The sequence below is a fragment of the Kitasatospora sp. NPDC051853 genome, assembly GCF_044452665.1.
Lineage (GTDB): Bacteria > Actinomycetota > Actinomycetes > Streptomycetales > Streptomycetaceae > Kitasatospora.
Genome location: NZ_JBITBY010000007.1, coordinates 305,058 through 324,249, shown reverse-complemented (window position 1 = coordinate 324,249; position 19,192 = coordinate 305,058). Strand labels below are relative to the sequence as shown.

Here is a 19,192-nt window from a genome sequence, read left to right as displayed (position 1 = left end):
CCCGCGGCGTACCGCAGGTGCCCCGTCCGGGACGCTATTGCACGATGATCAGCCGACCGGCACGACGCTCTCACCGGGGGGCCTGCCGCTCACCCGTTCGGTCTCAAGGGCGTTCTGCAGGATCACCACGGCGGCCGCCTGGTCGATCACCGAGCGGCCCTTCTTGGCGTTCCGGCCGGAGGCCCGCAGGCCCTGGGCGGCGGTGACGGTGGTCATCCGCTCGTCCACCAGCCGGACCGGCACCGGGTAGAGCAGCATGGCCAGCCGGCCCGCGTACTCGCGGACCTTGGCGGCGGCCGGGCCCTCCTTACCGCTCATCGAGCGCGGCAGGCCGACCACCACCTCGATGGCCTCGTACTCCTCCGCGATGGCCTTGAGCCGTGCCTGGGAGCGGCCCCCCGCCGGGACCGTCTCCACCGGGGTGGCGATCAGCCCGTCCGGGTCGCAGCTGGCGACCCCGATCCTGGCGTCCCCCACGTCCACGGCGATCCGGCGCCCCCGGCGGAAGACCTTCTCCTCCTGAGCCTCCATCAGCTGGCGCGCTCCGCGACCAGGCCCTTGACCGCGGCGATCGCCTCGTCCAGGGCACCCGGGTTGGTGCCGCCGCCCTGGGCGACGTCGTCCTTGCCGCCACCGCCGCCGCCGAGGGTCTTGGCGGCGACCTTGACCAGCTCGCCGGCCTTGACGCCGCGCGAACGGGCGTCCTCGTTGGTGGCGATCACGGTCAGCGGGCGGTCGTTGGCCACGGTGAAGGCGGCGACCACGGCCGGGCGGGAGCCGAGCCGGGCCCGGACGTCCAGCACCAGCTTGCGCAGGTCGTCGGCGCCGGTGCCGTCGGCCACCCGGGCCGCGACCACCGAGACGCCCTGCACGTCCTCGGCGCTCCCGGCGAGACCGGCGGCCAGCGCCAGCACCTTCTCGGCGCGGAAGCGCTCGATCTCCTTCTCCGCGTCCTTGAGCCGGGTGAGCATGCCGGAGATCTTCTCCGGGAGCTCCTCCGGACGGCCCTTGACCAGCTCGGTGAGCTGCGAGACCACGGTGTGCTCGCGGGCCAGGAACTTGTACGCGTCGACGCCGACCAGCGCCTCCACCCGGCGCACGCCGGAGCCGATCGAGGACTCGCCGAGCAGCTTCACCAGACCCAGCTGGGCGGTGTTGCCGACGTGGGTGCCACCGCAGAGCTCCTTGGAGAAGTCCCCGATGGTGACCACGCGCACCTCGTCGCCGTACTTCTCGCCGAACATGGCGATGGCGCCGGCCTTGCGGGCCTGGTCCATCGTCATGACCTCGGCGGTGACGTCGAGTTCGCGGGTGAGCACGTCGTTGATCTTCTGCTCGACGTCCACCAGCACCGAGCCCGGCACGGCGGCCGGGGAGCCGAAGTCGAAGCGGAAGCGGCCCGGGGCGTTCTCCGAGCCGGCCTGGGCGGCCGTCGGGCCGAGCGCGTCGCGCAGCGCCTGGTGGGTCAGGTGGGTGGCCGAGTGCGCCCGGGCGATCGCCCGGCGGCGGTCCACGTCGATGCTGGCGTACGCGGACGCGCCGAGCACGACCTCGCCGAACAGCACGCCGCCGGAGTGCACCACGACGCCCGGGACGGGCTGCTGGACGTCGCGGATCTCCACCACCGCGCCGGAGTCCAGGCGGATCCGGCCGTGGTCGGCGAGCTGGCCGCCGCCCTCGGCGTAGAACGGGGTGCGGTCGAGGACGATCTCGACCTCGTCGCCCTCGGTGGCGGCCGGGGCCGGCACGCCGTTCACCAGCAGGCCGACCACGGTGGCCTCGCCCTCGGTGGCGGTGTAGCCGGTGAAGACGGAGGCGCCGGACTTGTCGGCGACCTCGCGGTACGCGGCGACGTCGGCGTGGCCCATCTTCTTCGCCTTGGCGTCCGCCTTGGCGCGGTCGCGCTGCTCCTGCATCAGGCGGCGGAAGCCGGACTCGTCGACCTGGAGGCCCTGCTCCTCGGCCATCTCCAGGGTCAGGTCGATCGGGAAGCCGTAGGTGTCGTGCAGCTTGAAGGCCTGGTCGCCGGAGAGCACCGCGCCGCCGGACTGCTTGGTCTCGGTCACCGCGGCGTCCAGCAGGCTGGTGCCGGCCTTCAGGGTCTGCAGGAAGGCGGTCTCCTCGGCGACGACCACCGTCTCGATCCGCTTGCGGTCGGTCTCCAGCTCCGGGTACTGCGGGGCCATCGCCTTGATGGAGACGTCGATGAGGTCCTTGGCCACCGGCTCGGTGGCGCCCAGCAGGCGCATGTTGCGGATGGCGCGGCGCAGGATGCGGCGCAGCACGTAGCCGCGGCCCTCGTTGCCGGGGGTGACGCCGTCGCCGACCAGCATCAGCGCGGTGCGGAAGTGGTCGGTGACCACGCGCAGCGAGACGTCGGAGCGGTGGTCGGCGCCGTAGGTGTGGCCGGTGAGCTCGGCCGCCCGGTCCAGGATCATCCGGCTGGTGTCGATCTCGAAGAGGTTGTCGACGCCCTGCAGGATGGCGGCCAGGCGCTCCAGGCCGAGGCCGGTGTCGATGTTCTTGCTCGGCAGGTCGCCGAGGATCTCGAACCCGTCCTTGCCGTCACCGTGGCCGCGCTCGTACTGCATGAAGACCAGGTTCCAGATCTCCAGGTAGCGCTCGCCGTTGACGGCCGGGCCGCCCTCCTCGCCGTACGCGGGGCCGCGGTCGTAGTTGATCTCCGAGCACGGGCCGCACGGGCCGGGGACGCCCATCGACCAGAAGTTGTCCTTCATGCCGAGGCGCTGGATGCGGTCGGGCGACACGCCGATGACGTCCCGCCAGATCTGCTCGGCCTCGTCGTCGTCCTGGTAGACGGTGATCCAGAGCTTCTCCTTCTCCAGGCCGTAGCCACCGTCCGCGACGGGAGTGGTGAGCAGCTCCCACGCGTACTTGATGGCCCCTTCCTTGAAGTAGTCGCCGAAGGAGAAGTTGCCGCACATCTGGAAGAAGGAGCCGTGCCGGGTGGTCTTGCCGACCTCCTCGATGTCCAGGGTGCGCACGCACTTCTGCACGCTGGTCGCCCGGCTGAACTGCGGCTTGATCTCGCCGAGGAAGTACGGCTTGAACGGCACCATGCCGGCGTTGACCAGCAGCAGGGTGGGGTCGTCGGCGACCAGGGAGGCCGACGGCACGACGGTGTGGCCGCGCTCCTCGAAGAAGCGCAGCCACCGGCGGCGGATCTCTGCCGACTCCATCATTGGTCCTTCCGGTTGGGGCCGCCGGGCAGCTCCGGGAGCTGACGCGGCGTCGAATCCATGTCTGAGGGGGTGGTGCGGGCACTGCGGAGACTGGGGCGCTGGGCGGCGGCCGGGGAGCCCGGTGCCGCCTTGATAGCTCGCGCGGCCCCGATCGGAGCGCTCGCCGCCTCGCCGCGCAGCGCCTTCCGGCGCGGGGGCTCGACCACGGCGGTGCCGTCCAGGCCCAGGTCGTCGCGGAGCTGGCGCTCGCGCTCGGTCATCCCGGCGCGCACGTCGGCGGCGAACCGCTTGGCGGCGTCGCCGAGTTGGAGCGCACCGCGGGCGGCGGTGCCGGAGAGGCTGTCCGGGGTCATCCGGTGCACGGCCTCGTTGGCCTTGTTCATGGCCCAGACGGTGGCGCCGGCGCCGACCGCCATCCAGAAGATGCGTCGCACCATCGCCGTCAGCCCTTCACCGCGCGGCGCAGCCGGCCGACCAGCCCGCCCCGGCGGGGTGCGGTGGCGGCCCGGACCTCGGCCCGGATCAGCCGGGCCAGCTCCTCCCGCTCGCCCGCCTGCTGAGGCAGCGTCAGCCCGGACTGCTGGCGGGCCACCGCCTTGCGCACGCCGTAGGAGAAGGCGGCCAGCTTGACCAGCGGGCCGCCGAGGGTGGCGGCCACCGTGGAGGAGAGCGCGTTGGCGTTGGCGGCGGCGTCCTGCACGTTGGCGGTGATCTCGTCCACCCGCTCCAGCTGCTCGTTGGCGCTGCGCACCGCGGTGCCGGCGTCGGTCAGCAGCGGCACGGCCTGCTCGGTGACGGCGGCGACCAGCACGGTCGCCTCCCGGAGCACCTTGGAGAGCCGCACCAGCACGACCGCCAGCAGGGTGACCAGGACCGCCCAGAACACGGCCACCAACAGACCGGCCAGCTCTCCCACGGACACCTTGCGCGCTCCCTCGCCGTCAGCCCCACGTTCCAGGGTTGAACCCTACCGCGATTCGGCAAGCGGATTGCGTGCGGCACCCGGCGCGACCTGCGGCCGCGGTCCCCGCGGCGGGTCACTCGTTCGGGTGGCTGGCATGCGCATGCCTTCCTGAGCCCGGTCCGCTGCGCGAAGCTGCTGGGCATGATCTTCGACAGCGGCCCCACGAACCTTGCCATCCAGACGTTCATCGACGCCCTCAACACGCGGGACGAGCGGGCGTTCGCCGATGCGGTCACCGACAAGTTCACGTACACCTTCGACGAGGAGACCGGCAGCGCCGCCGACTTCTTCACCACCTTCACCGGCTTCGTGATGACCAGTCAGAGCAGCGACGAGCACACCCTCACCGGCGTCATGCTCAATGCCGACGAAGAGGTCGCGGCGCAGTGGAAGTTCACCGCGCCGGCCTTCACACAGGTGACCGGCCTGACCATCGGCACCGACGTCGAGATCCCCGACCGGGACTTCACCGAGGCCCTCCACGAGCTCGACGCGGCCGCGCGGCTGGCCGACACGCCGGTGGGCACGCTGCGCCGCAAGGTGATGGTGCGCGACGAGTACTACGTCTACCGGTGGGGGCGCGGTGCGGGCGGCGCGATCGACTGGATCAACACCGGCGAGAAGGCCCCCGACCCGGACGTCTACAAGACCTTCGACAACCCGGCCGACGGCGACCAGAGCGACAAGGTCAGGGCGAGCAAGGTGAACTCGCGCCTGTCCCTGTCGCTCGGCTGGGACGACGGCCACCAGAAGGCCACCGTCCGCTTCCGCGCCAAGCCGTACTACTGGGACGCGACGGTCTGGCTGGAGGAGAACCTGGCCCTGGTCGACGCACGCATCCCGGTGATCACCGGGAGGCTGACGCTGACCGGCCCGTCCACCCTGACCGCACCCGAGGGCCGGGTGATCAGTTCCGAGCTCGTCACGATCCGGGACACCACCGCGCCCTACCTGCTCGAACTGACCCGTGAGTTCCCCCTCAAGGACCTCCAGCCCGGCACCTACACGCTGACCTTGACCGAGGCGGTCAAGAAGGGCGGCTTCGCGTTCGGCGGGAAGTACAACACCACCATCAAGATGAAGGACCACGTCATCTCCTTCCCCGTCGGCTCCTGAGCGCCGGCCCGGGCGCGGTGCGGGACGCTCCCCCGGGGGCCTGCCGCATGCCGAGTAACCCCTTGCCCGGTCGTCTCGTTGAGGGGGTGGTCCGCAGGGTGCGGGCCCTTTCCAGGCCACGGGGGCGGCTCAGTGTGCAGTGACTCACCCGGCCACCGGCTGCCCGCCGAGCTGACCAGCTTCGTCGGCCGGGAGGCCGAACTGGCCGAGCTGGAGCAGCTGTTGACGGCCGGCCGACTGGTGACGGTGACCGGCCCGGGCGGGGTCGGCAAGACCAGGCTGGCGCTGCGTGCGGCGGCCGCGGCGGCCCCGCGGTACGCCGACGGGGTGCGGCTGGTGGAGCTGTCCGCGGTACGCGGCCCGCACCTGCTGGGGCACGCGGTGCTGGAGGCGCTGCGGCTGCCCGACTCCACCACCCGGCAGCCCGAGGAGGTGCTGGTCGAGCAACTGGCCGACCGGGAGCTGCTGCTGGTGCTGGACGGCTGCGAGCACCTGGTGGAGCCCTGCGCCACGCTGGTCGCCGCGCTGCTGCGGGCCGCGCCCGGGCTGCGGGTGCTGACCTCCGGGCGGGAGGTGCTCGGCGTGGCGGGCGAGCACCTGCTCCCGCTGGCGCCGCTGCCGGTGCGGGCCGAGCCGGGCCGGGTCCCGGCGGCGGTGCGGCTGTTCGCCGACCGGGCCGCCGCCGTGCTGCCGGGCTTCGAGCTGACGGACCGCAACCTGGCCGAGGTGGCCCGGCTCTGCCGCCGGCTGGACGGCATCCCGCTCGCGGTGGAGCTGGCCGCCGGCCGGCTGCGGGCGCTCTCGGTGGAGCAGATCACCGACCGGCTGGACGACCGCTTCCGGCTGCTGGTCGGCGGCTCCCGCGGCGGCCCGGAGCGGCACCGCACCCTGCGCACCACGATCGGCTGGAGCCACGAACTCTGCACACCGCAGGAACGTTTGCTCTGGGCCCGGCTCTCGGTCTTCACCGGCGGCTTCGACCTGGAGGCGGTCGAGTACGTGTGCGGGGGTGACGGTCTGGTCGGCGAGGAACTCCTCGACCTGGTGGGCGAGTTGATCGCCAAGTCGGTGCTGCTGCGGGAGCCCGGCGGGCCCGGCGCCCGGTACCGGCTGCTGGACACCCTGCGCGAGTACGGCGCCGGCTGGCTGCGGGCCGGCGGCGAGGAACAGCGGCTGCGCCGCCGCCACCGGGACTGGTACCTCGGGGTGGCCACCTGGGGCGAGGTCGAGTGGTTCGGCCCCCGGCAACCGGAGACCGCCGAGCGGACCAGGCTGGCCCACGCCAACCTGCGCGCCGCGCTGGAGTTCTGCCTGGCCGAGCCCGGCGAGGAGCAGCTGGCCCTGCTGCTGGCCGGCACCCTCTGGTACTACTGGGTCGGCTCCGGCCACCTGGGCGAGGGCCGGCACTGGCTGGACCGGGCGCTGGCCCTGGCCCCCGAGCCGACCGAGGCCCGGGCCAAGGCCCTGTGGGTGACGGGCTACCTGGCCACCCTCCAGGGCGATCTGCACCGGGCCCGCCCCGCACTGGCCGAGTGCCACCGCCAGGCCCTGGAGACCGGGGACGACCGGGCGCTCGCCTACGCGGTGCACCGGCAGGGCTGCGCCGCCCTGATCGGCGACGAACTCGCCCGCGCCACCGAGCTGTTCGAGGAGGCGCTGTGGCACTACGAGGCGATCGGCGAGCTGAACAGCAACGTGCTGATGGCGATGTTCGAGCTCGGCGTGGCGCACCTGTTCCAGGGCGAGACCGAGCGCGGCACCATCTGGCTGGAGAAGGTCCGCGAGGTCTGCGAGGAGCACGGCGAGCAGTGGGCCTACGCCTACGGCCGCTACGCGATGGCGTACGCGGCCTGGCTCTCCGGCGAACTGCGCCCGGCCCGCGCGCACGCCCGCGAGTGCGTGCGGCTGAACCACCTCTTCCAGGACCTGCTCGGCGTGGTGCTGGCGCTGGACGTGCTGGCGGTGCTGGAGACCGAGGGCCCGGACCCGGACCTGTACGAGGCCGCCGTGCTGCTCGGCGCCGCGCACCGGACCTGGCGGGCGGTCGGCAAGCCGTTCTGCGGCTCGGTCACCTTCAACACCCCGCACCGCACCGGCCTGGAGCGGGCCAGGGGCGGTCTGACCGAGCAGGAGTTCTCCGAGGCCTTCGAGCTGGGCGCGGCCCTGGACCTGGACCGGGCCGCGGCCCGGGTCGCCGCCGGCCGCGCCGCGCGCGGGCCCCGGAACGGGCCGAGCCCCGCAGCCGGAAGGCTGCGGGGCTCGGCTCTGCCTGCGGCAGGTCAGCGCGAGTAGTACTCGACGACCAGCTGCTCGTCGCAGATCACGGGGACCTCACGACGCTGCGGGGCGCGGTCCAGGCGGAAGGCCAGGGCGCGGAGGTTGACCTCGAGGTACTTCGGGGTCTGGCCCTCGCCCGCGTTGCCACCCTCACGGGCGACGACGAACGGGGTCTTCTCCTTGCTACGGTCACGCACGGTGACGACGTAGCCCGGCTTCAGCTGGAACGACGGCTTGTTGACCTTGCCACCGTTGACCTCGATGTGGCCGTGGACGACCATCTGACGGGCCTGGTAGATGGTGCGGGCGATGCCCGAACGCAGCACCAGCGAGTCGAGACGGGTCTCGAGCTCGGCGATGAGCGCCTCACCCGTCTTGCCCTCGACCTTCTTGGCACGGTCGAAGGCGCGGGCGAGCTGCTTCTCGCTCAGGTCGTACTGGGCGCGCAGACGCTGCTTCTCGGTCAGACGGACCTTGTAGTCAGAGTTCTGCTTGCGGCCGCGGCCGTGCTGGCCGGGCGGGTACGGGCGGGCCTCGAAGTACTTGACGGACTTCGGGGTCAGCGGGATACCCAGCGCGCGGGCAATCTTGACCTTGGGACGCTTCTGGTTCGCCATGGAACCATTACCTCTTTCAGTGTGCGAATACGGCTTCACCAGGTGTTGACGGAGGTTGCTCCTCGCGACCCGGAGAAAAACCAGTCCTGACGGACGGTCAGCCGCTCTCCGCAGCCGGGCACTACTGTGCTTGCACACGTTCGGCCCACCGCCGGAAGGTGGTGGGCTGCCCGCGACACCGAAACCGGTGCGCAACGCTCCTGGAAACCCACGAGGGGCTTCGTGGCCATCGCCCCGCTGGTGCGGCCGGTCGGTCAGCCGAAGCTCACCGCCGGGCCCGGGACAAGGCACTCCGGGTAACTGTACAGGACTACTGATCGCCCCTGAGCCGACCCCTGGTCCACTCCACGGTGTCCGCGTAGCGGGCCTCGCCGCCGCGGCGGGTCGGCTGGTAGTACTCCTTGCCGTGCACCGCGTCCGGCGCGTACTGCTGGCGGGCGATGCCCTCGGGCAGGTCGTGCGGGTACTGGTAGCCCTGGGCGTGGCCCAGCTTGGCGGCGCCCTTGTAGTGGCCGTCCCGCAGGTGCGGCGGCACCGCCCCGGCCAGGCCGGCCCGGACGTCGGCCAGCGCGGCGTCGATCGCCAGGTAGGCCGCGTTCGACTTGGGGGCCAGGGCCAGCGCGATGGCGGCCTGGCTGAGGATGATCCGGGCCTCCGGGAAGCCGATCAGCGCCACCGCCTGGGCCGCCGCCACCGCGGTCTGGAGGGCCGTCGGATCGGCCAGGCCGACGTCCTCGCTGGCCGAGATCATCAGCCGCCGGGCGATGAACCGCGGGTCCTCGCCGGCCTCGATCATCCGGGCCAGGTAGTGCAGGGTGGCGTCCACGTCGCTGCCCCGGATCGACTTGATCAGGGCACTGGCCACGTCGTAGTGCTGGTCCCCGTCCTTGTCGTAGCGGACCGCCGCCTGGTTCACCGCCGTCTCGGTGGTGGCCAGGGTGATCTCCGCCTCGCCCTTCTCCAGCGCCGCCCCGGCCGCCGCCTCCAGGGTGGTGAGCGCCCGCCGGGCGTCTCCCCCGGCGAGCCGGACCAGGTGGTCCTCGGCCTCCTGACCGAGCGTCACCCCGCCCGCCAGGCCCCGCTCGTCCTCCACCGCGCGGCGCAGCAGCGCCCGGACGTCCTCGTCGGTGAGCGACTCCAGGGTGAGCAGCAGCGAACGGGAGAGCAGCGGGGAGATCACCGAGAAGTACGGGTTCTCCGTGGTGGCGGCGATCAGGGTGACCCAGCGGTTCTCCACCGCCGGGAGCAGCGAGTCCTGCTGGGCCTTGGAGAAGCGGTGGATCTCGTCCAGGAAGAGCACCGTCTCCCGGCCGGACATGCCGACGGCGCGGCGGGCGCCGTCGATCACCGCGCGGACCTCCTTGACCCCGGCGGTGATCGCCGAGAGCTCCACGAAGCGGCCCTCCACGGCCTGGCTGATCACGTGCGCCAGGGTGGTCTTGCCGGTGCCGGGCGGGCCCCAGAGGATCACCGAGCTGGTCGCCGCCGGGCCGCGCGAGTTGGCCACCAGACGGCGCAGCGGGGAGCCCTCCCGGAGCAGCTGCCGCTGCCCGGCCACCTCGTCGATGGTGCGCGGGCGCATCCGTACGGCGAGCGGGGCCCGGCCGGGCTCCTGGGCCTGGCGTTCCTCGGCGGCTGCGGTGAAGAGGTCCGGTTCCACGCTGTGAAGCGTATGCCAGAGCGGTGACGGTTCAGTCGGCCAGCTTCGCCGCGTGGTCGGGCACGTACTTCTGCAGGTCGCGCGGGGGCCGCTGGTAGCCGTGGCCCGGCGGGCGGGGCGGCAGCTGCACCGAGGGCGGGCTGACCTCGTGGTACGGGACGGTGGAGAGCAGGTGGGCGATCATGTTGATCCGGGCCCGGCGCTTGTCGTCGCTCTCCACCACGTGCCAGGGGGACTCGGGGATGTCGGTGTAGACGAACATCTCGTCCTTGGCCCGGGAGTACTCCTCCCAGCGGGAGATGGACTCGGTGTCCATCGGCGAGAGCTTCCAGCGCCGCATCGGGTCCTCCAGCCGGTCCCGGAAGCGCTTCTCCTGCTCGGTGTCGCTGACCGAGAACCAGTACTTGCGCAGCATGATCCCGGCCTCGATCAGCATCCGCTCGAAGGTCGGGCACTGGTGCAGGAACTGCCAGTACTCCTCCGGCGTGCAGAAGCCCATCACCTTCTCCACCCCGGCCCGGTTGTACCAGCTCCGGTCGAACAGCACGATCTCCCCGGCGGCCGGCAGCTGCTCCACGTACCGCTGGAAGTACCACTGGCTGCGCTGGCGCTCGGTCGGCGCCGGCAGCGCGGCGATCCGGGCCACCCGGGGGTTGAGGTACTCGGTGACCCGCTTGATCGCGCCGCCCTTGCCGGCCGCGTCCCGTCCCTCGAAGACCACCACCAGGCGGACGCCCTCGGCCCTCACCCACTCCTGGAGCTTCACCAGTTCGCCCTGGAGCCGGAGCAGCTCGCGCTCGTACGGCTTCTTCGGGAGCCGGTCGGGGGACTTCCCCGGCGTGGACGACTTCTCCGGCTTGGGGGACTTCGACGCCATCCGGCCCTCCGCTCACGGGTGCTGATGGGCACTCACGTTACGGCGGATCAGACCCCGGTGCAGGTCGGCGCGGCACTGCGTGGGAACGGTGCCGGTACTGCGTGGCCACGGCGCGGGCGCCCGGGACCGGCCGTCCCCTGTGCTGCCGGTACCGGACCCCCGCGACGGGGGGCCCACTCTGCCCCAGCCCCGGTCGACCGGTCCAATTCCTCCTTCCATAACCTGATGGCATGGACATCGACACCCGGCTGCTCCGCTCCTTCGCGGCGGTCTACGAGGAGCGCCAGCTCACCGCCGCCGCCGCCCGGCTGCTGGTGTCCCAGCCCACCCTCACCAAGCAGGTCCGCCAGTTGGAGACCCTGCTAGGGGTCCAGCTCTTCGAACGCACCCGGGCCGGCGTGACGCCCACCCCGGCCGCCGAGGAACTGGCCCGCCGCACCCCCGGCCTGCTGGCCGGCTGGGAGTGCACCGTCCGGGCCACCCGGCAGGCCGCCACCGAGGCGCAGGGCCTGCTCCGGGTCGGCTTCGAGGGCGCCACCATCAACCTGGTCGGGCTGGCCACCATGGCCGACTTCGAACGGCGGATGCCCGGCTGGCAGGCCCGGATGCGGCAGAACAACTGGTTCGACGTCACCTCCGGCCTGGCCGGCGGCGAGATCGACCTCGCCCTCTGGCACGCCCCCGCCGACCTCGGCCCCGAGTTCACCGGCGAACGGCTCGGCATCTCGCCCCGGGTCGCGGTCCTCTCCACCTCCCACCCGCTGGCCCACCGCGAGACCATCGACGTCTCCGAACTCTTCGACGACCCCTTCGTCGCCATCCCCGCCGAAGCCGGCTTCTGGCGCGCCTACTGGCTCGGCTGCCCCGAACGGGGCGACCGCCCCGCCCGCATCGGCGCCGTCGTCCACAACGCCGACGAATGGCTCGCCGCCGTCGCCTGCGGCCAGGGCATCGGCTTCGCCCCCGAGGCCATGCGCCGCCTCGCCTCCCGCCCCGACGTGGTCTACCGCGACCTCACCGGCCTCTCCCCCAGCCACGTCGGCCTGTACTGGCTGCGCGACCGGCCGCTCACCCAGGCGATGGCCGCCTTCGTCGAGAGCTGCCGCAGCACGCTCACCCTGTAGGAGCCCCCGCAGGGGCCAGGGGCGCGAGGAACTGCGCGAAACGGAAGAAAGCAACCCATCTGCCGGGTACGGACACCCACCTGCACGTGATTATCCGTACCCGGCACACGGTCATCGTCTTCCGACTCGCGCAGTTCCCCGCGCCCCTGGGTCGCTGCCCTTCCGAGCGTCCCGAGGCTCAGCCGGGGATGGCTGCGGTGATGCGGTCGACGTCGCGGCGTTCCGCCGGTGGGAGCGGGCCTCCGTTGGCCCGGCGGAGGGTGTCCGCCTCGGCGAGCAGGCGGGTGGCCTCGGTCGGGTCGCCGGCGAGGACGGCGGCTCCGGCCAGGCCCTCCAGGGAGAGCGCGACGGCCCGTGGGTCTCCCAACTCCCGTGCGTACGAAAGTCCTTCACGCTGCAGGGCGGCGGCCTCGGCCACCTGTCCGCGCAATTCGGCGGTGAAGCCGAGCTCGACGTGGAGCAGGTGCTTCCCGGCCGTCGACGACGGGTAGTCGTCGAGCATCGTGCGGAGGTATCGCTCGGCCTCGTCCAGCTCACCCGCCCGCCGGGCGCCCAGTGCCAGCCCCATCAGCGCGAAGACCTCGCCGTACAGGTAGCCCTGGGCGACAGCAGCCTGCCGGGCGCGTTCGTGGAGCTCGCGGGCCCGGTCCCAGTCGCCGGCGAGCAGAGCCAGCCGGCCCAGGCCGCCGAGCCGGGCGGAGACCTCGGCGGCCAGGCCGAGGCCCTCGGCGAGGGCCAGTCCTTCGGTCTGGAGGGTGGTCGCGGCCGCGTGGTCCCCGGCGATCTCGGCCAGTGCGGCGCGCACCGGGACGGTCTGCAACTCGCCCCAGCCGTCGCCCAGTTCGCGGAAGGCGGCAGCGGCCGCAGACCCCTCGGCACCGGCCGCGGAGAGGTCCCCGGTGGCCAGTGCGGTGACGGCCAGCAACGCACGGGCGGCGGCCTCGCCCCAGCCGTCGGCCTCCGCCGCGCAGAGTGCGAGCGCCCGCTCGGCCGCGGCCCGCGCCGCCACCGGGTCGCCCGCGTGGTGCAGGCCGTAGCCGTGGAACCAGAGCACCCTGCCGGGCATCGTGCTCTCGTCGGGGAGCTCCCCGCCGGCTGGCCGGTGCCCGGTCAGCATCGCGAACACGCCGTGCTGGATGCGGAGTTCACTCTCGCCCGGTGTCCCGGGCGGCAGCCCGTCGAGCACGGCGCCGAGGGTGGTGCGGCCCTCGTGGAGGCGGCCGCGCAGCAGCCACCAGGGGGTGAGGGCGGCGGCCGTCCCGGCGGCCCCGGCCGGGTCGGCGCCGTGCAGCGCGTGGTCGAGGGCGGCGCGGAGGTTGGCGGCGTCGGCGTCCAGCCGGGCCAGCCAGTCCCGCTGCTCCGGACCGCGCAGCGCGGGCTCGGCCCGCACCGCCAGATCCGCGTAGTGGTGGGCGTGGCGGTCGGCGGTGGGGCCCGACTCCCCTGCCTCGTGCAGGCGTTCGCGCGCGTAGGCGGCCACCGATTCGAGCAGCCGGTAGCGCGGGCCGTCGGTGCCGTGCACGGCGTCGACCAGTGAACGGTCCACCAGGCGGGCCACCAGGTCGAAGACCTCCGCCTCCGGGGTGCCGCCTGCCGCGCAGACCTCCTCGGCGGCGGCCAAGGTGCAGCCCGCCACCGGGACGGAGAGCCGACGCAGCACGGCGCGTTCGGGTTCGGTGAGCAGCTCCCAGCTCCAGTCGATCACCGCCCGCAGGGTCTGCTGCCGGGCGGGCAGCCCGCGCTGCCCGGAGGCCAGCAGCCGGAAGCGGTCGCCCAGCCGGTCCGCCAACTCCCGTACGCCCATGGACCGGACGCGGGTGGCGGCCAGCTCCAGGGCGAGCGGCAGACCGTCGAGGCGGCCGCAGATCAGCTCCACGGCCTCCCTGGTCCGGGCGTCGTCCGCCGCGAGCGGTCCGAAGCCGGGGGCGGCGGCGGCCGCGCGCTCCGTGAACAGCCGGGCGGCGTCGGCGGGTTCGAGCGGTGCGACGGGGAAGAGGGTCTCCTCCGGCAGGCGCAGCGACTCCCGGCTGGTGACCAGCACCCGCAGGCCGGGCGCCACCGCCAGCAGGTCGGCGGCCAGGGCGGCGACCGCCTCGATCACGTGCTCGCAGTTGTCCAGGACCAGCAGGGTCCGCCGCCCCCGCAGCGCCGCGGCCAGTGAGGCGGCGGCCGAGTCGGGCGCCAGCGGGAGCGCCGCCTGCTGGAGGCCGAGGGCGGCGGCCACCGGCTGGGCCAGGTCGGCCGTGCCGACCGGCAACGGGCCGAGCTCCACCAGCCGGACGTCCTCCCGCGGGTCCTCCGCCAGCCGGTGGGCGAGGGCCAGGGCGAGCCGGGTCTTGCCCACTCCGCCGGGCCCGGTGAGCGTCACCAGCCGTTCGCCGCGCAGCAGGTGGACGAGCCGTTCCAAGGCCGGGCCGCGCCCGACCAATCCCGTGCGCGGCACCGGCAACACCGCCGCGCCGGCGCCCGTCACCACGGCCGCCCCACTGCCGAGCCCCGCCGGGGCGGCCAGCAGCGCCGGGTCCTGCCGCAGGACCGCCTGGTGCAGCGCGGTGAGCTCCGACCCCGGGTCGATCCCCAACTCCTCGGCCAGCAGTGCCCGTAGCTCCCCGTACGCGGCCAGTGCCTCGCTCTGCCGCCCGGCCCGGTACAGCGCCCGCAGCTGCACCGCGCGCAGCCGTTCCCGCAGCGGGTGACGGTCCACCAGTTCGGCGAGCTCCCCCACCAGCAGCGGGTCGCCCGCCGCCAGCCGGGCCTCGGCCCGCTCCTCCTCCACCACCAGCCGCTCCTCCGCGAGCCGTTGCACGGCCGCCCGGGTGAACTCCTCGTCGGCGAAGTCCGCGTACGGCTCGCCACGCCACAGCTCCAGGGCCGCGCCCAGACCCGCCGCCCGCTCCCCCGGGGCGGCGAGCAGCCGGGCCCCGGCCGCCCGGGCGCGGAACAGCCCGGCGTCGAGCTCGCCGTCCGCCAACTGCAGCCGGTACCCGGCCGGTTGGTACGTCACGCGGTCCCGGCCGATGGCCCGGCGCAGCTGGGAGACCTTGGCCTGGAGGGCGTTGGCGGGGTTCCCGGGGAGGGCCTCGCCCCAGAGGGCGTCGACCAGCCGGTCCACCGGGACGGCGCGCCCCTCGTGCACCAGCAGCACCGCGAGCAGTGCCCGCACCTTGGCCTCGGGGACGGGCACCACGGCGCCCTCCGCGTCCCACACCGTCAGCGGACCGAGCACCCCGTACCTCATGCGGCCCACCCTACACAGCCAAGATCATCAGCCTCCGTCAGCGGACCGTCAGCACTCCCGAAGCGGGCTGAGCCATCGTCAGAACACCAACCCGGCAAGCTCCGAGGAGCCCATCGTGACCACCGCCACCGCCACCGACCTGTTCCGGCCCGCCCGCCTCGGCGGGCTGCACCTCGCCAACCGCCTGGTGATGGCCCCGATGACCCGCAACCGGGCGAGCGCCGACGGGGTCCCGACCGCACTTATGGCCGCCTACTACGCCCAGCGTGCCACCGCCGGCCTGATCATCGCCGAGGCCACCACCCCCAACCCGGTCGGCGCCACCTACCCCGACATCCCGGCCCTCCACGACGAGTCCCACGTGGCCGGGTGGCGGCGGGTCACCGAGGCCGTCCGGGCCGAGGGCGGGCAGATGTACCTCCAGCTCCAGCACGGCGGCCGGGTCGGCCACCCGGAGACCACCGGCCTGCACCCGCTCGCGCCCTCCCCCGTCCCGCTCCCCGGCACCGTCTTCACCCCGTCCGGGCACCAGGAGGCCGTGGTGCCGCGGGAGATGACGGAGCAGGACATCCGCGACACGGTCGCCGACTTCGCCGCCGCCGCGCGCCGGGCGGTGGAGGCGGGCTTCGCCGGGGTCGAGGTGCACTCCGCCAACGGCTACCTGCTGCACCAGTTCCTCTCCTCGCACACCAACCGCCGCACCGACGGCTACGGCGGCCCGGTCGCCCACCGCATCCGCTTCACCGTCGAAGTGGTCCGCGCGGTGGCCGAGGCGATCGGCCCGGAGCGGGTCGGCGTCCGGATCGCCCCCGGGGTCACCGCCAACGGCATGGCCGAGGACGACGTCGAGGAGGTCTACCCGGCCCTGGTCGAGGCGCTGGCCGGGCTCGGCGGGCTCTCCTACCTGCACGTGGTCTTCGCCGACCCGGAGCAGCCGCTCTTCCACGCCCTGCGCCGCGCCTGGCCCGGCACCCTGATCGCCAACCCGGTGCTCCCCTGGCCCGGCCCGCTCCCGGTGGACGGCGGCCGCGCCGCCGGCGAGCGGCTGCTCGCGGCGGGCGCCGACCTGATCGCGCTCGGCCGCGCCTTCCTGGCCAACCCCGACCTGGTGGCCCGGCTGCGGGCCGGGGCGCCGCTCAACCCGATCCGGGACACCCACCTGATGTACGTCGGCGGGGAGACCGGCTACACCGACTACCCCGCGCTGAAGGCGACCGGGACCGGGGCGGGACGCTGAGCCCTCACGACCGGGACGGCGGGACGGCCAGGGTGGGGGCATCCGACCCTGACGGAGGATCACCATGGCCACCGCCCCGCCCACCAGGAACGACCACGGCCAGGACGTGGACCCGCACGACCTGGAGCTGGTCGCCTTCCGCTCCGACCCGGCCCGCCGGGCCCGGGACTCCCTGCTGGCCGTCAACGCCGGCATGCGGCGCGGCTACGCGGCCCTCAAGGCGGACCTCACCCCCCACCTCACCCCGGTGATCGTGGTCGAGAACGACTCCCGGGGCGGTCGCTACACCCTGGTCCACCGCGGAGAGCGGGAGAGCCTGCACCCGGTGGCCGAGGAGTTCGAACTCGCCAAGTCCGTCGCCCACGTGCCGCTCGGCACCTTCTCGATCCTCGCCCCGTACCTGACCGGCCCGTCCGGCTCGGCGGGCTGGGCGACGCCCCTGCGGGAGTTCGCGTCCACCCTCTCCACCGCCCGGCAGCTCCTCGAAGAGGCCGCCCTGCCACGGGAGTTGGAGGCCTCCTCGCGCCGGATCCTGGATGCCGCAGTGGAGTTCGCGCAGACCTCGATCGCCCGGGACGGCTTCACCCTCGAATCCTTCACCGAGTTCACCGGCTCCGTGTACGCCGACATCCGCACCAACATGGCGCACGCCGCCCGGGCCCAGATCGCCGGCGTCAGCCGCCTGATGCGGCGCTGGCGGCAGCGGGTCGGCGAGCAGGAGTGGCCCGACCTGTACGTGGTGGTGCTCTCGATCTGGACCACCGCCGTGCTCAACCAGAACAGCATCGTCCTCCGGCGCTTCATGGACCCGGCCCGGGTCCACGACCACCTGCTGGACATCACCACCGCCCAGCTCCCCACCGATCCGGTGGCCACCGCCCTGGACAACCTGGCCCGCATCGTCCAGGACAACGTCGCGGCCGAGCTGGTCTTCCCGGTCGACCAGGAGGTGGCCGACGCCCTCAAGGGCCAGGAGGACCTGCTCTCCGAGACCATCCTGGAGCAGCTCTCCTGCCCGTACCGGGGCCGGGCGGCATGACCCCGTGGGCGGTGGCCGCCCTGCTCCTGCTGGCGGCCGACCTCCGGGCCGCCGTCACCACCCTGCCGCCGCTGCTCCCCGCCCTCGGCACCGGCGGGGTCACCGCGAGCGCCCTCACCACCCTGCCGGTGCTCTGCCTGGCGCTCTTCGCCCCCTGCGCCGCCCCGCTCGCCCGCCGCTTCGGCACCTCCGCGACGGTCGCCGGGGCGCTGGCCACCCTGACGGCGGGTCAGCTCCTCCGGAGCCTCGCCACCGCCCCCGCCCTGTTCGCCGGCACGGCCCTGGCGGGCGCGGGCATCGCCGTCGGCAACGTCCTGCTCCCCGCCGTGGTCAAGCGGCACTTCCCGGCCCGCATCGGCCCCGCCACCGGGCTGGCCATGGCCGCGATGTCCGCCACGGCGGCCCTCGCCGCCGCACTGGCCGTCCCCCTCGAACAAGCCCTCGGCGTCCGGTGGGCCCTCGCCCTCTGGGCGGTCCCGTCCCTCGCGGCCGCCCTGCTCTGGCACGGGGCAAGGTGGCCACCCCGGGCACACGAGGCAAAGTGGTCACCCCGGGGGCGCGGGGAACTGCGCGCTGCGGAAGAAAGTGACCCGTGTGCCGGGTACGGAGAACCACGTGCACGTGAGCGCCCGTACCCGGCACACGGGTCCGAGCCTTCCGATGCGCGCAGTTCCCCGCGCCCCCGGCCACCCTGCCGTCCGGCCCCCTGCCCCGCGCCGAGCGGCCTGCCCACCACCAAGTCCCTGCTGCGCGAGCCGCTCGCCCTCGCCGTGGCCGGCTTCCTCGGGCTGGTCTCGCTGATGTTCTACGTGCTGACCGCCTGGCTCCCCCAGCTGATGCGCGATCAGGGGCACGGCGGCGCCGAGGCCGGGCTGATGCTCTCGGTCTTCCTGCTGGTCGGCATCCCGCTGGGCTTCGCCACCCCCGTGCTCGCCGCCCGGCTGCCGGACCAACGCCCACTCGCCGCCGCCGTCTCCGCCGCCACGGCCCTCGGACTGGCCGGGCTGCTGCTGGCACCGCAGGCGGCCTGGCTCTGGGTGGTGCTGCTCGGCGCCGCCAACGGCACCGCGTTCCCGCTCGCCGTCACGCTGCTGAGCCTGCGCGCCGCGGACCCGGCCGGCGCCGCCCGCCTCTCCGGGCTGGCCCAGACGGCGGGCTACGGGCTGGCCGCCCTCGGCCCCCTGACGGTGGGTCTGCTGCACACCGCCACCGGGAGCTGGACGGCCCCGCTGCTCCTGCTGCTGGCCCTGGTCCTGCCGGAGGCCGCCCTGGGCCTGGCCGCCGCCCGGCCGTCCGTGCTCAGAGCGCACCGCCCGGCCGTCCGTGCTCAGAGCGCGCCGAACGGCTCCGGGTAGCGGCAGTGCCCGCTCGGCGTGGAGCCGTTGGCCCCCGGCAGGCGGAGCGCCTGGAAGTACTCGGCGGGCACCTCGAAGGGCCCGGTCACCGCGTGCTCGGCGGCCGGGGTGAAGCCGAACTGCCCGTAGTAGGACGGGTCCCCGAGCACCACCACCAGCTGCTCCCCCGCCGCCACCGCGGCCTCCAGCACGGCCCGCACCAGCTGCTGCCCGACCCCCTGGCGCTGCCACTCGGGCGCGACCGCCACCGGGGCGAGGGCCAGTGCCTCGCCGCCGCCGACCTCCAGCCGGGTCAGCAGGGCGTGGCCGACCACGAGGTCCCGCTCGTCGACCGCCACCACCGAGAGTTCCGGCAGCCAGGCCCGGTCACGGCGCAGCGCGTCGACCAGGTCGGCCTCGTCCGGGCCGGGGAACGCGGCCATGTGCACGCGTCTGGTCGCGGGCGCGTCCTCGGGGAGCTCGACTCTGGTGCTGACGGTCATCGT

At 73.9% G+C, this 19,192-nt stretch carries 15 protein-coding genes; 6 read left to right on the top strand and 9 right to left on the bottom strand.

All coding sequences use genetic code 11. The annotated features are described in order from the left end of the window. Positions 1-48: 48 nt before the first annotated feature. Genes ruvX through ACIA8O_RS21920 form a run of 4 tightly spaced genes read right to left on the bottom strand, consistent with a single transcriptional unit; the run spans position 49 to position 4,125 of the window. Positions 49-531 (bottom strand): Holliday junction resolvase RuvX, encoded by a 483-nt coding sequence (gene ruvX / locus ACIA8O_RS21935; RefSeq protein WP_396295598.1) that lies wholly within the window; start codon positions 529-531, stop codon positions 49-51. After that, complete coding sequence (alaS, locus tag ACIA8O_RS21930; RefSeq protein ID WP_396295597.1) at positions 531-3,200, bottom strand: alanine--tRNA ligase; 2,670 nt, start codon at positions 3,198-3,200, stop codon at positions 531-533. Before alaS ends, ruvX begins: the two co-directional genes overlap by 1 nt. Next, on the bottom strand, positions 3,200-3,640 hold the full coding sequence (locus ACIA8O_RS21925; protein ID WP_396295596.1) for a DUF6167 family protein: 441 nt from the start codon (positions 3,638-3,640) through the stop codon (positions 3,200-3,202). The genes alaS and ACIA8O_RS21925 overlap by 1 nt, the downstream gene beginning before the upstream one ends. Positions 3,641-3,645: 5 nt before the next feature. Further along, on the bottom strand, positions 3,646-4,125 hold the full coding sequence (locus ACIA8O_RS21920; protein ID WP_396295595.1) for a DUF948 domain-containing protein: 480 nt from the start codon (positions 4,123-4,125) through the stop codon (positions 3,646-3,648). Positions 4,126-4,308: 183 nt separating this feature from the next. On the opposite strand from ACIA8O_RS21920, the gene ACIA8O_RS21915 reads away from it, so the two are divergent. Both ACIA8O_RS21915 and ACIA8O_RS21910 read left to right on the top strand, forming a co-directional pair. Then, entirely contained in the window at positions 4,309-5,283 is a 975-nt protein-coding gene (locus tag ACIA8O_RS21915) for a hypothetical protein (RefSeq protein ID WP_396295594.1), read from the top strand. 132 nt (positions 5,284-5,415) lie between these two features. After that, positions 5,416-7,575, top strand: a complete 2,160-nt coding sequence (locus tag ACIA8O_RS21910; RefSeq protein WP_396295593.1) for an ATP-binding protein — start codon at positions 5,416-5,418, stop codon at positions 7,573-7,575. Here ACIA8O_RS21910 and rpsD read toward each other — a convergent pair. From rpsD to ppk2, 3 genes are all read right to left on the bottom strand, one after another. Further along, positions 7,563-8,177, bottom strand: a complete 615-nt coding sequence (gene rpsD, locus ACIA8O_RS21905; RefSeq protein WP_396295592.1) for a 30S ribosomal protein S4 — start codon at positions 8,175-8,177, stop codon at positions 7,563-7,565. The two genes, ACIA8O_RS21910 and rpsD, sit on opposite strands and share 13 nt — an antisense overlap. A 310-nt stretch (positions 8,178-8,487) precedes the next feature. Beyond that, positions 8,488-9,837 carry a replication-associated recombination protein A gene (locus tag ACIA8O_RS21900; protein WP_396295591.1) on the bottom strand — a complete coding sequence of 450 codons (1,350 nt, stop codon included), beginning with the start codon at positions 9,835-9,837 and terminating at the stop codon, positions 8,488-8,490. 31 nt (positions 9,838-9,868) lie between these two features. Then, on the bottom strand, positions 9,869-10,714 hold the full coding sequence (gene ppk2 / locus ACIA8O_RS21895; RefSeq protein ID WP_396295590.1) for a polyphosphate kinase 2: 846 nt from the start codon (positions 10,712-10,714) through the stop codon (positions 9,869-9,871). A gap of 230 nt (positions 10,715-10,944) precedes the next feature. On the opposite strand from ppk2, the gene ACIA8O_RS21890 reads away from it, so the two are divergent. Further along, the gene (locus ACIA8O_RS21890) at positions 10,945-11,838 is read left to right on the top strand and encodes a LysR family transcriptional regulator (RefSeq protein WP_396295589.1); all 894 of its coding nucleotides are present in this window, start codon (positions 10,945-10,947) and stop codon (positions 11,836-11,838) included. A gap of 178 nt (positions 11,839-12,016) precedes the next feature. On the opposite strand, the gene ACIA8O_RS21885 is transcribed toward ACIA8O_RS21890, so the two are convergent. Then, positions 12,017-15,076 carry a BTAD domain-containing putative transcriptional regulator gene (locus ACIA8O_RS21885; protein WP_396295588.1) on the bottom strand — a complete coding sequence of 1,020 codons (3,060 nt, stop codon included), beginning with the start codon at positions 15,074-15,076 and terminating at the stop codon, positions 12,017-12,019. A gap of 115 nt (positions 15,077-15,191) precedes the next feature. Here ACIA8O_RS21885 and ACIA8O_RS21880 point away from each other — a divergent pair, with 115 nt between their 5' ends. From ACIA8O_RS21880 to ACIA8O_RS21870, 3 genes are all read left to right on the top strand, one after another. Continuing rightward, complete coding sequence (locus ACIA8O_RS21880; RefSeq protein ID WP_396295587.1) at positions 15,192-16,313, top strand: alkene reductase; 1,122 nt, start codon at positions 15,192-15,194, stop codon at positions 16,311-16,313. A gap of 64 nt (positions 16,314-16,377) precedes the next feature. After that, positions 16,378-17,352 carry a hypothetical protein gene (locus tag ACIA8O_RS21875; RefSeq protein ID WP_396295586.1) on the top strand — a complete coding sequence of 325 codons (975 nt, stop codon included), beginning with the start codon at positions 16,378-16,380 and terminating at the stop codon, positions 17,350-17,352. Continuing rightward, positions 17,349-18,707 (top strand): MFS transporter, encoded by a 1,359-nt coding sequence (locus ACIA8O_RS21870; protein WP_396295585.1) that lies wholly within the window; start codon positions 17,349-17,351, stop codon positions 18,705-18,707. Before ACIA8O_RS21875 ends, ACIA8O_RS21870 begins: the two co-directional genes overlap by 4 nt. Here ACIA8O_RS21870 and ACIA8O_RS21865 read toward each other — a convergent pair. Further along, positions 18,680-19,189: a GNAT family N-acetyltransferase gene (locus ACIA8O_RS21865; protein WP_396295584.1), complete on the bottom strand. Its 510-nt coding sequence runs from the start codon at positions 19,187-19,189 to the stop codon at positions 18,680-18,682. The genes ACIA8O_RS21870 and ACIA8O_RS21865 overlap by 28 nt on opposite strands. Positions 19,190-19,192: the final 3 nt, after the last annotated feature.